Annotated in this window: 14 protein-coding genes and 1 tRNA gene; 14 read left to right on the forward strand and 1 reads right to left on the reverse strand. The window is 50.1% G+C overall.

Annotated elements, in window-relative coordinates; translation table 11 throughout:
* The first annotated feature begins 296 nt into the window (after nt 1-296).
* Together LG203_RS03205 and umuC are read left to right on the forward strand one after the other, a co-directional pair.
* Nucleotides 297-758 carry a LexA family protein gene (locus tag LG203_RS03205; protein WP_230344465.1) on the forward strand — a complete coding sequence of 154 codons (462 nt, stop codon included), beginning with the start codon at nt 297-299 and terminating at the stop codon, nt 756-758.
* A complete protein-coding gene (umuC, locus tag LG203_RS03210; protein ID WP_230344466.1) occupies nt 736-2,028 on the forward strand; it encodes a translesion error-prone DNA polymerase V subunit UmuC in 1,293 nt (430 codons plus the stop codon). Before LG203_RS03205 ends, umuC begins: the two co-directional genes overlap by 23 nt.
* Nucleotides 2,029-2,057: 29 nt before the next feature.
* On the opposite strand, the gene LG203_RS03215 is transcribed toward umuC, so the two are convergent.
* Nucleotides 2,058-3,281, reverse strand: a complete 1,224-nt coding sequence (locus LG203_RS03215) for an IS256 family transposase (protein ID WP_230344467.1) — start codon at nt 3,279-3,281, stop codon at nt 2,058-2,060.
* A gap of 322 nt (nt 3,282-3,603) precedes the next feature.
* Here LG203_RS03215 and LG203_RS03220 point away from each other — a divergent pair, with 322 nt between their 5' ends.
* From LG203_RS03220 to LG203_RS03275, 12 genes are all read left to right on the forward strand, one after another.
* Nucleotides 3,604-4,146 carry a hypothetical protein gene (locus tag LG203_RS03220; protein WP_230344468.1) on the forward strand — a complete coding sequence of 181 codons (543 nt, stop codon included), beginning with the start codon at nt 3,604-3,606 and terminating at the stop codon, nt 4,144-4,146.
* A 103-nt stretch (nt 4,147-4,249) separates the two neighbouring features.
* Nucleotides 4,250-4,621 (forward strand): hypothetical protein, encoded by a 372-nt coding sequence (locus tag LG203_RS03225; protein ID WP_230344469.1) that lies wholly within the window; start codon nt 4,250-4,252, stop codon nt 4,619-4,621.
* Between the two features lie 177 nt (nt 4,622-4,798).
* Nucleotides 4,799-5,383: a recombinase family protein gene (locus LG203_RS03230; RefSeq protein WP_230344470.1), complete on the forward strand. Its 585-nt coding sequence runs from the start codon at nt 4,799-4,801 to the stop codon at nt 5,381-5,383.
* A 376-nt stretch (nt 5,384-5,759) separates the two neighbouring features.
* A complete protein-coding gene (locus tag LG203_RS03235) occupies nt 5,760-7,046 on the forward strand; it encodes a hypothetical protein (RefSeq protein ID WP_230344471.1) in 1,287 nt (428 codons plus the stop codon).
* A 116-nt stretch (nt 7,047-7,162) separates the two neighbouring features.
* Entirely contained in the window at nt 7,163-7,876 is a 714-nt protein-coding gene (locus tag LG203_RS03240; RefSeq protein ID WP_230344472.1) for a hypothetical protein, read from the forward strand.
* A gap of 257 nt (nt 7,877-8,133) precedes the next feature.
* Entirely contained in the window at nt 8,134-9,150 is a 1,017-nt protein-coding gene (locus LG203_RS03245) for a tyrosine-type recombinase/integrase (protein ID WP_230344473.1), read from the forward strand.
* 133 nt (nt 9,151-9,283) lie between these two features.
* Nucleotides 9,284-9,368, forward strand: a tRNA-Leu gene (locus LG203_RS03250).
* 31 nt (nt 9,369-9,399) lie between these two features.
* Nucleotides 9,400-10,701, forward strand: coding sequence for a trigger factor (gene tig, locus LG203_RS03255; RefSeq protein ID WP_230344474.1), 1,302 nt, complete (start codon nt 9,400-9,402; stop codon nt 10,699-10,701).
* Nucleotides 10,701-11,327 (forward strand): ATP-dependent Clp endopeptidase proteolytic subunit ClpP, encoded by a 627-nt coding sequence (clpP, locus tag LG203_RS03260; protein WP_013442317.1) that lies wholly within the window; start codon nt 10,701-10,703, stop codon nt 11,325-11,327. Before tig ends, clpP begins: the two co-directional genes overlap by 1 nt.
* 34 nt (nt 11,328-11,361) lie before the next feature.
* Nucleotides 11,362-12,633, forward strand: coding sequence for an ATP-dependent Clp protease ATP-binding subunit ClpX (gene clpX, locus LG203_RS03265; protein ID WP_015830147.1), 1,272 nt, complete (start codon nt 11,362-11,364; stop codon nt 12,631-12,633).
* A gap of 169 nt (nt 12,634-12,802) precedes the next feature.
* Nucleotides 12,803-15,238, forward strand: a complete 2,436-nt coding sequence (gene lon, locus LG203_RS03270) for an endopeptidase La (RefSeq protein WP_230344475.1) — start codon at nt 12,803-12,805, stop codon at nt 15,236-15,238.
* Nucleotides 15,239-15,341: 103 nt separating this feature from the next.
* Nucleotides 15,342-15,614 carry an HU family DNA-binding protein gene (locus LG203_RS03275; protein WP_013442314.1) on the forward strand — a complete coding sequence of 91 codons (273 nt, stop codon included), beginning with the start codon at nt 15,342-15,344 and terminating at the stop codon, nt 15,612-15,614.
* Nucleotides 15,615-15,634 lie beyond the last annotated feature (20 nt).

Here is a 15,634-nt window from a genome sequence, read left to right on the forward strand (position 1 = left end):
AAATCATTGCGAAAGTGGCGGAATTGGTAGACGCACTGGATTTAGGTGAAGCTGGTCTTCCAGAGTCGCAAGGATTCAATCACTTACGTGTCTTTTCTGTGTTCTTTGTTTAACTTCCACCTCTCTTTTTACTTCATTCCAGTCCCTTAAGCAACACCTAAAGCCCCTCGATTTACACCCTCGGCTGTACCCTAGTTTTCATCGTTTCAACTCAAACCTTATTCATTGCATCTCCTTGTGGACTACTCACGGCTGTATGACCTATAGTGTACGAACGTACAAATTAGCTAGCCATCATGAATACTTTCCACCAGCCAGCTCTCCCCAAAATCCTAGAGGTACCCAGCCTCAATCCTCTAGCGTTGCCTAGGCCCATCTATAGCGGCAAAGTGAGGGCGGGGCAGTCCCGCTTTCCTTCTCCAGCTCAAGACTATGAGCAAGCGGAGCTGGACCTTAACAAACGGCTGGTGCGCAATCCTCCGGCTACCTTCTTCTTCACTGTCAGCGGTGACTCCATGATTGGCGCGGGCATCTTTGAAGGCTCTACGCTGGTGGTAGACCGCTCCATTAAGGCCAAGTCCTCTAGCATCGTCGTAGCCATGGTGGAGGGGGAGTTGATGGTTAAGAGGCTCTATAAGCGTGGGACCGTGGTGAAGCTCCTATCAGACAATCCCGCCTATGCCCCTATTACGCTCACAGAAGGCCAGGAACTGATTATTTGGGGAGTGGTGACCTATGTCATCAGCGCAGCAGCTTAAGCGCGTATTCGCCCTTGCAGATGCCAATAGCTTCTATGCCTCATGCGAGAAAGTCTTCAGGCCAGACCTAGAGGGAAAGCCTGTGGTTGTACTCTCGAATAATGATGGGTGCGTGGTTGCCCAATCCAAAGAAGCCAAGGCATTGCTGAAGCTCTGGATGTGCCGTCCGTGGTTCGAGATTGAAGAGGAAGCCCTCCGGTTGGGTGTGGTCCCGTTCTCATCCAACTATGAACTGTACGCAAACATGAGCAATCGCTTCATGACCACCTTAAGGCAGATCTCCCCCCGGCAGGAGGTGTACTCAATTGATGAGTCATTCCTTGAGATGACGGGCATTACTCGTAACCTGACCGACTACGGCCAAGAGATAAAGCGGACGGTGAAAGACTGGACAGGGTTACCCATCTGCGTGGGGTTCGGTCACTCCAAGACCCTAGCCAAGCTCGCCAATCATTGCGCTAAGAAGCAGATGCAATGGGAGGGTGTGTGTGACCTTACAGCGCTCTCAGAGCGTGAGCTTGAGGCTATCCTAGGGCAACTTCCGGTAGACACTGTATGGGGCGTAGGGCGACGCTTACAGGCCAGCCTAGCAACGGTAGGGGTAGAGAATGTCCTCCGATTGAAAAGGGCAGACCCTAAGCGTGTCCGAGATAAGTTCGGGGTGGTCCTTGAGCGCACCGTGAGAGAGCTTAATGGGGAGGTGCTGATTGAGATGGAGGAGATGGTACCAGAGGCTAAGCAGGTCATGTCTTCCCGGTCATTCGGTGCACGAGTCCACCAGCTCAAAGACCTTGAAGAGGCCATAAGCTACCATGCGAGCAACGCTAGCCAGCGACTCAGGAGCAAGGGCCTCTACGCTAATGCGGTGTACATCTTCATTCAGAACAGCCCCTTTGATAAGGCTGAGTACTATGGGCCTAGCTGTACCGTGGCGCTGCCCTGTCCTACGGATAACACCTTGCAGATTAACAAGGCGGCCCTATGGTTACTGAAGCGTATCTACCGCCCCGGTATCTACTATCAGAAGGCAGGGGTGATGCTGATGGAGCTGGTACCCAAAGGAGGGCAGCAGCAAGAGCTTCTAGGCTACTCTGAAGCAACGCCTAAAGCTCAAGCTTTGATGGAAACCTTGGATCGAATCAATACAAAGTATTCCAAGGGGATGCTTAAGGTGGCCTCAGAGGGGGTAGAGAACGCCTGGGTAATGCGCAGAGGCTTTAAGAGTCCGAACTATACGGGGGATTGGGGGCAGCTCAGACTCATTAAATGACTCATTGCTAAGTACCTCATCATTGAAGGTCAAAAATGAGGCATTCGGGTTTCAAACTGGATGCTGAATCGATTCAAGGCACTTTTCCAATCGCGCAAGGGTAAGTTCCAGTTTTGACTGATGTTATTCAAAGCGAGATAGAACAGTTTGATTAACGATTCATCGTTGGGGAAGGAGCCACGGTGCTTGATGATTCTCCTTAAGCTCATATTCACCGATTCGATAGCATTGGTTGTATAGATGACGCGCCTAATCTCGGGAGGATAATCAAAAAAGGGTGTAATTCTGTACCAGTTCCGCCTCCAAGATTGCGCGATAGGAGGGTAGAACGCGTCCCATTTTTTCTCAAATGCAGTCAACCACTCCTCAGCCTCAGCAATCGTTGCTGATTGGTATATGCGTTTTAAGTCTGCTGCGACTTCTCTGCGAAGCTTCCAATGCACGTAATTCATGCTGTAGCGCACCATGTGTACAATACATAACTGGACGGAAGTCTGTGGAAAAACTGCTTCAATTGCTTCGGGGAATCCCTTCAAGCCATCCACGCAAGCAATGAAAATATCTTGCACCCCTCTGTTCTTCAACTCAGTAACGACTTGTAGCCAGAATTTGGCACCTTCGTTTTGAGAAATCCAGATACCCAAAACCTCCTTTTCCCCTTCCATGTTGATGCCTATTGCTAAGTAGACCGCTTTAGGCCTTACTGCACCAGTGTCTCGAACTTTTACATGTAAGCAGTCCAGGTAGACAACCGGATAGACCTCATCCAGCGGTCTGTGTTGCCATGCCTTCAGATCATCATTTACCCGATCGGTTACTGTGGAGATTGTGGATGTGGAGACTTCAAACCCATGCGTATCTTCAAGATAACTTTGAATTTGTCTGACGGTCATCCCACGTGCGTATAAGGCGATGATCTGGTCATCGTAGTTGGTTGTGTTGCTTTTGGAAGGAGTTATAAGCTGCGAGTCGAGGGGGATTTCTAGGTCATGCGAGGGTTGACCTTTAATCATTCTTTGAGAGTTTTGGGTAAAGCCATTCCCATGAGAGACGGATGTAGACAGGGTAGAGTTTTTTACGGGTATGTTGTTCTCCGTCATCTCACTCTCAAGCACTCGCTCAATCAGTGCGCGAGCTAGTTGCTTAATGAGTCCAGCTTCTTCAATAACGCCTTCGGTCTTATATGTAGACAGAGCGCTATCCACAACATCCTTAGAGCCATCCTTGTGAACTGCTTTGATAATATCAGCCATCTGAATCTCCTAGGGTAGGGTCATTTCCAAATGACTGTTTACGCTCAGTCCTTTACGTCAGTTTGAACATTTCATTAGGGAAATATTTCAGAAAAAATGTGAAACCACTACACGGTAGTGATCGCGCCTATGCATCCCCCCGTGGCCCCCTTGCAATCTCAGGGTTGATCTATGAGGGTAGGCATCATGTTCACTTGTGGTCGGTGCCCGGAGCCGGGGTCGAACCGATACAGGTATTGTAGTGGCGGCAGGGGCGGGATTCGAACCAGCGTCAGTTCAGGCATAATGACTGAAATATATAACAATAATCAAGGCGTCAACGATGCAGCGTTATTCGGAAACATCCCTTCTTGTTCTGATTTGTAATTTGCTATTCCTTACATCCTTGTTTCTACCAGCATACACGGTAGGAGGGATTAAAGAGGGGGCCTCGGTCATGTATGGTTACAACGCGCTATTGATTGGTTGGCTCGGCCCTTTCTCAGGCGAGTTCACATGGTATGCCAATTTGTGTTACCTCATGGCGCTTAAAACTAAGAATATAACCTACGCCCTGCTGTGGGCAGTGAGTGGATTTGGAATTGCCCTTTCATTCCTGTTTGCTACCGAAACCTATTTGAATGAGGGAGTAGGCAATGCTCCTCTGCAATCGTATGAGGCTGGATATTATTTTTGGCTTGCTGCTATCGGATTGTTAACTATCAGGCAAGGAATCGTAGCTTACAGTGAGGCTAAGAAGCGGGGCGGGAATGAACTTAAGCGTGGCCTAAAAGAGGTAATTGCGAAGTACTGGATGGTGATAGCGTTTATGATCCTAGTGATTGCCGGTGAGATATTCACCTTTTCCTATAACTCTATGAAGTAGCCCCTAAGGATGAATCTAACCACTCGTTGTTCGTCGTCCTTCAGGCCATGCTGATTTCCCTTTGGGGCCCGATATTAAGAGCAAGACTGATGAAAGGAATGAAATGGAAGAGAAAATTGAAGGGGTAGTCGTTGAAGAGTCAGCATGGTCTCTGTTTTGCCACATAACCTTGCCATTAATAGTTGCTACTCTGTTGGTGCTATACGCGATTTTTGCAGACCTGTCGGGAGGGGCGCTTCAGTTAACACAGCGAGCCGGTACGGTCATGATAGTAGTTGGGGCCTATGTAAGTTTCAAAGATTCTAAGGGTACCATTCGATCAATCCCTATGAGTTCTGGCGGAGTTAATGTTTATATTGATACCGATCTTTGGTACGGAAAATGGGGATTTGGGTATGTCGTAGCGGGGACTATCTTAAGCGGATATGGTGACCTAATTATTTCCAAACTTCGGCATCTGGGTTGTTTTGGCTAATCTGTTAGCTAATTCCAAGCTTTGCGTTTGAGTGCCTTTATCTACAGAGCGTCAGTAAGTGACCGGTTTCCAACACCCCTCCCAATCGTCAATCGTGCTATGTTAGAAAGTATGTATTTCAATTTCCAACAGGTATTGATATACTAACATCACTTTCTAACACTTCAAGGCCAATCAATGACCTCCACAGTATTTGCATACGGGCGCGTCAGTACCGATGAACAGACAGCAGACAATCAGTTACTTGAGATACGCAGTGCAGGGTACCCCATTGAGCCTGAATACTGGTTTGCTGACGAAGGAGTTAGCGGCAAGACTCCGGCTCTTGAGCGTCCTCAGTTCGCCAAGATGCTCCATAAGATACGCAAAGCGGAGACCTTGGTAGTCTCTAAGATTGATCGCTTGGGGCGCGACTCTGTTGATGTACTCCAGACTGTGAGGCACCTGCAAGATATGGGGGCTAGGGTGGTGGTACTCCAACTTGGCAATACCGATCTGACCTCACCCGCTGGAAAGCTAATGCTGACCATGTTATCGGCGGTTGCAGAGATGGAGCGTACTCTCATTGTTGAACGTACCAAGGCCGGACAGGCAAGGGCTTGGGCTGAGGGGAAAACCAAGGGTAGGCCTTCTAAGACCAACGCAGACCAGCGCATGGAAATCTTGGAGCGACTCTCTAGGAATGACTCAGTGTCGGCAGTCGCAAGGGATTATGGAATCAGCAGGGCAAGTGTGATCAGTATCCGGGATGGGGCGATCTGACCTTTAGGCGCTGGCTCAAGGCTTCTGCAATCGAGCTATAACGCATTATTCCTAGCTCTGTAAGGGCGTGGGTCAGTGCCGTAACTCTTGGATTCAACCTGTAGTACTTTTTGCGTTAGAGACTGCTGCAAGGCGAGGGGAAATACTAGCCCTGAATCTTTACTGGGACTCCGAGCAATCTCTGGTCATGCCACGGCCAACATGTTACAACGCTACGTTTCGATTGACCCTTCCGACTTGGCGCAAAAGCTTGCGACAAACGGGATGGACTGAGTCATCCGGCCCGTCCCAGGATGTTAGGACGAATGCGTCCCTGAGCGTGTATTTGTCTGGCGGTATTAGGGGTGGCTATGTACAACAATAACGAAGCGTTTTTATGAGCAGTTCACTAGATACACAACAACACAACATACCCAAGGATCGCCTCTTCAATCCCTACAGACTACCCAGTACAGATAGTGCCAAGTCACTGGTAAGGGATGTACTCAGTCAACTAATGGAATACGAGTCTCACTTGGGGCTGCGGAAGAGGAAAAGAAAAGCTGCTGATCAGCAATCCTTTGAAGCGCTTGTAACAAGCCTGGTGTGCGATCTTGTACACATCCATCTGTCAGCCCCTGAAAGGATGATCCACATTTCGCTATCCAAGCGTACCCAAGGCCGGATCAAGCGTTATCACGCATACTCCTTCAGCAAGACCCTTCCTGATGTTTTGCAATGCATGGCAAGCCCGGAGATGGGGTTTGTGCATTTGGAAAAGGGGCGCAGAGGACACTTTGGTGAGGGCAAGCAAACAACAATACTCCCAGGTCCGCGATTACTTTCGCGTATCAAAGCTGCAGAGATTGAACTGGGCGATCTGTCTGTAGACATCCATCAAGAGACTATCATACTCAAGCAGTCCAAGGGGGCTCACTGGGACAAGGGGGAGTGGGTGGATTATCAGGATGACCGTACCACAGTTGAGTATCGGGACCACATGCTCAGGATCAACCAATGGCTGGCAGATGCTGATCTGCACTGCGATCTTTTTGATGATAGCGTCATCGATGTATCAGACCGGCTTCTCAGACGGATATTCAATAACGGGTCATTTGAGCAAGGTGGAAGGCTCTTTGGTGGCTTCTGGCAGGGGATGAGCAAGCAGCAACGGAAAGGAAACCTCTTCATCAACGGTAGCCCAATAGTTACCTTAGATTTCTCTCAGGCTGGCCCCATGATTGCGTACTCACTGGCAGGTGCTACACCTCCATCTGATGATGCCTATGCCATACCGTGGTACTCAACGCCAAAGAACCGTAAGTCGGTCAAGATGGTATTCAATGCCCTGCTCTACTCGGGCAAGGTACCCACAAGATTTCCTAAGGGAACAAGGGATGGTTTTGATAAAAAGGCAACATTCCAAACCCTCATGGAGAAGGTTGCTGAGGTACATCAGCCCATAGCTCACCTTTTTGGGACTGGCGTTGGATTCAGGATCATGTTCATGGAAAGCCAAATACTGGTCAAAGCACTGCTGGACTGTATTGATCATGGAATAGTAGCCCTCCCTGTGCATGACGCCTTGATTGTGCCTAAGGAGAAGGCTGAGGAAGTTAAAGGGATAATGCTTGAGTCCTTCAAGGAGGTTACTGGGATAGATGGGATGGTTGAGCTTGAGTAGGTACTACATCATAGGTACCACCCTATATCTAATACCCTCTATTCATGGATTACTAACAGTAAAGGGAATGCTTTAGCTTCTCCTTAAGAGGGGCCCATAAGGAGCCTAAACACAAGATGAAGAACCAGAGATTACTCGACAAGGTATCTACTCCCAACCACATGTATGCCTACTGCAGGATTATGGGCTGCTCAAATTCAGCTAGTGCAGGAACTGACAGTGGCCTGAATCGCTTGTATTGCCGCAAGCATCAGGAGCACTATTCCCGGCATGGAAGCTATATCAAGAAGAGCTATACCGCCAAGGAGATCGACCCCTATCGTAAAGTCGCCATGGGGTGGCTCAAGGCCAATCTTGATGATCCAGTAGTGGATCGCGCAATCAAGGGCATAGAGGGGTTGTACAAGTCAGCAGGACGCCATGTTGAAGCATTCAGGCTGAGTGGGCTCCCCCCACAGGAGAGAGCAAGGGCAGCATGGGCGAGGCTACGCGATGCGGGGATTGACCCTACAAAGCCGTTGGCAGCATGGATTGCTGTTGAGTTGATCTTTCTCGATGATCCACAGTCTGAGCGCAAGCAGCACTTCAGGTGGGTACAAGGGGCCAAGATCATCCATAGGCTGGCCAGCGGTTCTCACAAGCGATGGGAGCGGCAAGATGCCAATGGCAAGGTGACTACCCTGGAGTTTCACAAGTACCCTCGCAGCCGTGGCAGAGTGCTGGTGCATTTGGGCGAACAACTCCACAGGGTGGCCGAGCTTCTGGTAAGCCACAGGCTTGGTCAAATCAGATCGAAACTTGCTGTACTATCAAGCGCCCCTCCCTTATAGGTACAGGGCTTCAGATCGGCGCGGCAGGAGTGCAAGGGTACACCTCTTATCAGGTAGCCAAGGCATCTGCTAAGGGCGCATAGCCATCTTAAGGCCTCTCTCGGAGCAATCCTTGAGGGGCCTCCTTTTTTTGATGTCTAGTAGCGCTGGTGGGTTTGAAATTGAATACAATCGAAGGTAGCAAGTTACAAGGTTGTATTTCACTCAATCAACAAGAGAGAAGGAGGTTTTTCAACAGCAAGTAGAAGGAGGTACACATGCTAGTCTTACGTAACGGAATCTGGCAGATTCACCTGATGAAACCCGATGGCTCTAAGCTCAGGCAATCATCAAAGACGGCTGATAAGGTTCTGGCACAGAAGCTACATGACAAAATCTCTACCGAGCTATGGGAGGGTCGGTGGATTGATCGTAACCAGAGCGGGAATATGACCCTGGATGCAGCATTCGATAAGGTCATGGCCCAGCGGTGGGAGAAGCAACGCTCTTGGTTTAGCGTCATTCACAATTACAACCGATTCAAGAAGTATCTCAAGGGCAGCACTAAGCTCTCTGAGATTACCCGTGCCCGCTTGTGGGAGGTGATAGGTGAAATGCGTGAAGACGAGTATACCGATGGCACCATTAATCGTTCTATGGCGGTCATATCGACTATCCTGAAAACGGCTAGGGATGACTGGGAAGTGATTGAGAAGATACCCAAGGTTCCTCTGCTGAAGGTCGGGCGTGGGAGAATGCGCTGGCTTAAGGACGATGAAGAGTTACCCTTCCTTGAATGGTTTCGTAAGCAAGGGGACCACGATATGGTAGACCTGATCGAAGTATTGTTAGAGACAGGATGCCGTGTATCTGAAATCCTCAGGCTAAAGGACACAGACGTTCATATCAACGAGCGGAGGTTGTACCTGGGAATCACCAAAAGCGGGGAAGAGGAGTACCAGCCGCTGTCAGAATATGCTTTGCAGATATTCCTACGGCGTTATAAAATCGGAGTCCCGCCGTTCGAGGGGGTGTCTAGATGGGGAGCATTAAGCCGCTTTCAGACAGCCAAGCGACACCTAGGGTACGCCGATGACCACGAGCTAGTCCTACACACAATGAGACACACTTGCGCTAGTCGCTTGGTTCAAAGTGGAGTGGACTTGAAGCGAGTCCAAGAGTACATGAGGCACAAGGACATCAATACCACCTTGATCTATGCCAAGTTGTCCTCCGAGGAAAACGCTAAGACAGCCTCAGTATTTGATAAGAGACGCAGTGGTAATCGTAAGTAGTAAGTGTGTCTATTTTGTGTTTTCACCTGCACAAATTTGACACAGGTAACATGGATGTACAGGTGGGGGTTAAGCCCAAGATTACCTAATAAGTGTATGTTTTGTAACGATTTAAGCATACATTTTGACACATGCGAAAGTGGCGGAATTGGTAGACGCACTGGATTTAGGTTCCAGCGCCGCAAGGCGTGAGAGTTCGAGTCTCTCCTTTCGCACCAGACAACTTCTTTAGCTTTTAAGGAATACAGCATGGCAGCAACCGTTGAAACCATCAGCAATCTCGAGCGCCGCATTACCGTTTCGGTGCCACTGAAGCCTATCGAGGAAGAAGTGACTCAGCGGATCAATCGTTTGGCTAGAACTGCCAAGCTGCCAGGGTTCCGTCCGGGCAAAGTCCCCATGAAGCTGGTTTATCAGCAATATGGTGCTCAGGTGCGCGACGAAGTGTTCTCAGGTGCTGTTGAGCGTACCTTTACTGAAGCCGTGCAAGAGAACAAGCTGCGTGTTGCTGGCTACCCTAATATCGAGCCAAAGCAATCCGAAGGTGGCGATCATTTTGAGTACGTGGCTACCTTTGAAGTGTTTCCCGAATTTGAAATTGGCGATCTGAGTAAGGTCAAGATTGAGCGCCCGGTTCTTGAGGTCGGCGAGGCTGATGTCAAGAAAACGACCGATGTCCTGCTGAAGCAGCGCGCCACTTACGAGCCAGTAAAACGCGCATCCAAAAAGGGTGACAAGGTGAATATTGCCCTGCGTGCATTGATTGATGGCAACGAGGTTGAGCGTACTTCCGAGCAAGGTCTTGATCTGATTCTGGGTGAGGGCGGTCGTGTGGCTGAGTTCGATGACAATCTGATCGGGAACAAGGTTGGCAGCCAGAAAACGTTTGATATTGCCTATCCGGCAGAGCACAAGCCGGAACAATTGGCTGGCAAGACGGTCACTTATGAAGTGACGTTCAATACGGTTGAACAAGCCAAGCTGCCTGAACTGGATGCTGACTTCGCCCGCGGTCTTGGAGTGGAAGATGGCGACGTTGAAAAAATGAAAGCTGAAATCAAGCAAAGCCTGGAGCAGGAAGTCGCCAAGCGCGTGCGTGCCAAGGTGAAGGAGCAAGTGTTCCAGGCCTTGGTTGAGAATGTTGCCCTTGAGTTGCCGAAGGCGATTATTGAGGCTGAAACAAATCGCGTCATGCAGGCTACCCAAAATAATCTGCAACAACGTGGTGTGGATGTAAGCACGGTTACTCTTGATCCAGCGATGTTTGAGGAGCAAGCCAAGCGCAACGCAAGCCTGCGTCTCATTCTGTCTGAGTTGGTGAACAAGAATTCATTGCAGGCCAATGCCGAGCAGGTGCGTGCCATGGTGGATCAGTTTGCACAGAGCTTTGAGCGTCCTGAAGATGTCGTTCGTTGGTACTACGACGATCCTAAGCGTCTGGATGAGCCTGCTTCCCTGGCAACCGAAGAAAACGTGGTTAACTGGGTGTTGCAGTCCGCCAAGGTGAGCGACAAGAAAGTTAAATTTGACGATTTGATGGGGAATGCTTAATGAGCATGCAAAGTCAGTGGGAACCGCAAGGCCTGGGGTATATCCCCATGGTCATCGAGCAAAGTGGGCGTGGTGAGCGTGCATACGACATCTACTCCCGCTTGTTGCGCGAGCGTGTGATTTTTCTGGTAGGTCCGGTAAATGACATGACTGCCAACCTGGTAGTCGCGCAATTGCTGTTTCTGGAAGCGGAAAATCCTGACAAGGACATCTCGCTCTATATCAATTCCCCTGGCGGTTCCGTGACCGCTGGCATGGCAATCTATGACACCATGCAGTTCATCAAGCCGGATGTAAGCACTTTGTGTATTGGTCAGGCGGCCAGCATGGGGGCTTTGCTGTTAACAGCAGGTGCCAAGGACAAGCGGTTTTGCCTGCCTAACTCGCGCGTGATGATTCACCAACCATTAGGCGGGTTCCAGGGTCAGGCTTCCGATATTGAAATTCACGCCAAAGAGATTCTCTATTTGCGTGAAAAGCTCAACCTGATTCTGGCCAGTCACACTGGTCAGCCAGTGGATGTGATTGAACGCGATACGGATCGTGATAATTTCATGAGTGCGCAGCAGTCGGTCAATTACGGCTTGGTCGACAAGGTGATTGCAAGTCGTACTGATGCCGCTTAAGATGGTGTCGTGCGTTTCAGATTAGGATAGTTTCATGACTAAAGAAGCCGAAGGCGAAAAGTTACTATATTGCTCGTTCTGCGGTAAAAGCCAGCACGAAGTCAGAAAGCTGATTGCAGGTCCATCCGTATTCATTTGCGATGAGTGCGTGGATCTTTGCAATGACATCATTCGTGAAGAAGTGCAGGGCGACAGCAGCCTGAAGCCAAATGGCGACCTGCCCACTCCCAAAGAAATCTGCAATATCCTTGACCAGTACGTTATCGGTCAAACCCAGGCCAAGAAAAACCTGGCAGTAGCGGTATACAACCACTACAAGCGTCTGGACCAGTCTGCGACGAAAGACAAGGATGAGGTTGAGATTGCCAAGAGTAACATTCTGGTCATTGGCCCAACAGGCTCGGGTAAAACCTTGCTGGCTCAGACTCTCGCACGTCTTCTGGATGTGCCGTTTGTCATGGCCGATGCGACCACGCTGACCGAAGCGGGCTATGTGGGCGAAGATGTTGAAAACATCATGCAAAAACTTTTGCAAAAATGCGACTACGACATCGAAAAAGCCCAGCGCGGTATCGTATATATCGATGAAATCGACAAGATTTCCCGTAAATCCGACAATCCTTCCATCACCCGGGATGTATCGGGCGAGGGCGTGCAACAAGCCCTGCTCAAGCTGATCGAAGGTACGGTTGCTTCAGTTCCTCCACAAGGTGGTCGCAAGCATCCTAATCAAGAATTTGTGCAGCTGGATACCACCAACATCCTGTTCATTTGCGGTGGCGCATTTGATGGTCTGGACAAGATCATTCGCCGTCGCTCGGAAAAGGGTGGCATTGGTTTCGGCGCTGAAGTGAAGAGCAAGGATGATCTGCGCGAAGTCGGCGAAGTATTGCGTGAAGTTGAGCCGGAAGATCTGATCAAGTTTGGTCTGATTCCTGAGTTTGTTGGCCGTTTGCCCGCTATTGCCACTCTGGAATCGCTGGACGAAGACGCCTTGATGAAGATTCTGGTTGAGCCCAAGAATGCGCTGACCAAGCAATATGCCAAGCTGTTCAAGATGGAAGGCGTGGAACTCGAGTTCCGTGAATCTGCTCTGCGCCTGATCTCCAAGAAAGCATTGGAACGCAAAACAGGCGCGCGTGGCCTGCGCTCCATCATGGAGCACGCTTTGCTTGAGATCATGTTTGACCTGCCTTCCATTTCCAACCTCACCAAAGTGGTTGTCGATGAGGGTGTCGTTCGAGGCAATAATCCTCCCATCATGATTTACTCCGAGGAAGCTCGGACTGCAGAATCCGCCAGCTAACTGGCCGGTATGGTGGCGGGAGCCAGGCGATTGTCTGCTCCCGCACCTCACGTTCTTTCGCATCATGCTTTTTTCGTACTGGCTCTTGAAGCGCCGGTGTTCGCCCCCAATTGACTAACATACGCGCACGGTATGTTGCTGTGCGCGGCCAACACTGAAGGTTTCCTCAATGACTGATCAAGAATTGCCAGTTTTCTCCGCTGATTCCGGTTTGATGCCGCTTCTGCCGCTGCGCGATGTGGTGGTCTATCCTCATCTGGTTATCCCGCTGTTCGTCGGTCGGGCCAAGTCTGTCAGAGCGCTTGAACTTGCCTCCGAAAACAACAAAGAAATTTTGCTGGTTGCCCAGAAGTCCCCCAATAAGGATGAGCCGGATGCGGCTGATCTTTACGAAGTGGGCACCATTGCTACGGTTTTGCAGATGCTCAAGCTGCCCGACGGCACCGTCAAGGTGCTGGTTGAGGGGGTTGATCGTGCACGCGTAACCGAGTTTGTGGAAACGCAGGATTGCTTTGCAGCCAAGGCCGTGCGCATTGAAAATGACGCCGAAGATGACAGCGAAACCCAGGCTTTGATGCGGACTGTGTTTACCCAATTTGATCAGTACGTAAAACTGAACAAGAAGATTCCTCCTGAGATTCTGACTTCACTGGCAACCATTGACGACGCCGGTCGTCTGGCAGATACCATTACGGCCCATCTCACCCTCAAGCTTGAAGAAAAGCAGCGCATTCTCGAAATGTTCAGCGTATCCGCACGTCTTGAACATTTGCTGAGCCTTCTTGAGTCTGAAATTGACATTCTGCAGGTCGAGAAGCGTATTCGTGGCCGCGTGAAACGCCAGATGGAAAAGAGCCAGCGGGAGTACTACCTGAATGAGCAGGTGAAGGCTATTCAGAAAGAGCTGGGCGAGCAGGATGAGAGCGTTGAACTGGATGAGCTTGAGGTCCGCATCAAAGCGGCCAAAATGACCAAGGAAGCCACTGCTAAAGCCAACGCTGAGCTGAAGAAGCTCAAGATGATGTCGCCTATGTCGGCAGAGGCGACTGTGGTTCGTAATTACATCGAAACCCTGGTGAATCTGCCATGGAAGAAGAAAACCAAGATCAGTCAGAATCTTGGCACCGCAGAAGATATTCTGGATGCAGATCATTATGGTTTGGATAAGGTTAAAGAGCGGATTGTTGAGTATCTCGCCGTGCAGCAGCGCGTGGATAAACTCAAGGCGCCTATTCTTTGCTTGGTAGGGCCTCCTGGTGTAGGTAAGACTTCGCTGGGGCAAAGCATTGCCAAGGCAGTAAACCGCAAGTTTGTGCGCATGGCTTTGGGTGGTGTGCGTGATGAATCCGAGATTCGTGGTCATCGCCGTACTTATATCGGTTCGATGCCAGGCAAGGTTTTGCAGAGCATGGCGAAGGTCGGCGTCAAGAATCCTTTGTTCCTGCTGGATGAAGTGGACAAGATGGGCCAGGATTTCCGTGGAGACCCATCCTCGGCCTTGCTGGAGGTGCTGGACCCTGAGCAGAACCATACTTTCGTCGATCACTATGTCGAGGTCGAATATGACCTGTCAGATGTGATGTTTGTCGCCACGGCCAATTCGCTCAATATTCCTGCACCGTTGCTGGACCGTATGGAAGTCATTCGTCTGGCTGGCTATACCGAAGATGAAAAAGTAAATATCGCCATGCGTTATTTGCTGCCAAAGCAGATCAAGACACACGGTTTGCAAGACAGTGAGATCAGTGTTCCTGAGGCTGTGATTCGCGATGTCGTGCGCTATTACACCCGTGAAGCGGGTGTCCGTAGTCTGGATAGGGAAATCTCCAAAATCTGCCGCAAGGTAGTGAAGGAATTGCTGACCGCCAAGTCGCGCAAGCTCAAAACGCCTCGCAAGGTTGTGGTCAGCACTAAAAACCTCGACAAATATCTCGGGGTTCAGCGGTACGACTACGGTGTTGCGGCCAAGGAAAATCAGGTAGGGCAGGTAACGGGTCTGGCTTGGACGGAAGTTGGTGGCGAATTGCTGACGATTGAGTCTGTATTGCTGCCAGGTAAGGGCAAAGTGACTACCACCGGCAAGCTCGGCGAAGTCATGCAGGAGTCGATTCAGGCTGCCATGAGCGTGGTGCGTAGCCGCGCCAAGCAATTGGGAATATCGGAAGATTTCTACGAGAAGAATGACATCCATATTCACTTGCCTGAGGGGGCAACCCCTAAGGATGGTCCAAGCGCAGGCATTGCCATTACCACGGCGCTGGTTTCCATCCTGGCAGGCATCCCCGTACGGGCTGATGTTGCCATGACGGGTGAAATTACCTTGCGAGGTGAGGTACTGCCGATTGGTGGTCTGAAGGAAAAGCTGCTAGCGGCGCACCGTGGTGGAATCAAAACGGTATTGATCCCTGATCAGAATGTGAAGGATCTGGTGGAAATACCCGAGAACATCAAGAGTTGTCTTGAAATTCACCCGGTAAAGTGGATTGAGCAAGTGCTTGAACTAGCACTTGAACGTGTCCCTCACCCCAAGGAAGAGCCTGAGGCGTTGCCTGATACCAAGGGCGAGTTGCCTGCCAAGGACGTTTCTGCAATCACTACCCACTAAGGCAAATGCCGTAAAAGCTTGACACAAGCTTTTACGGCTTGCTATAAAGCATTTCACAGGGGGATTCGGTCCTGTATTCAATAATCGTCGAAAGGGGTTATACGTGAACAAGTCTGAACTGATTGATGAAATCGCCAAGGCTGCAGGCATCTCCAAAGCTGCGGCAGGTCGTTCGTTGGATGCAACTACTGCTGCTGTTACCAAGGCATTGAAAAAAGGGGACATTGTGACCCTCATCGGCTTCGGTAGTTTCTATGTAGGCAAACGCGCGGCGCGTAATGGCCGCAACCCTCGTACTGGTACCACCATCAAGATCAAGGCTGCCAATTCCCCCAAATTTAGAGCTGGCAAAGCCCTGAAGGATGCTGTAAACTAGCGTTCTTTGCTGATGAGCGC

The sequence above is a fragment of the Methylovorus mays genome (genome assembly GCF_020531915.1).
GTDB lineage: Bacteria > Pseudomonadota > Gammaproteobacteria > Burkholderiales > Methylophilaceae > Methylovorus > Methylovorus mays.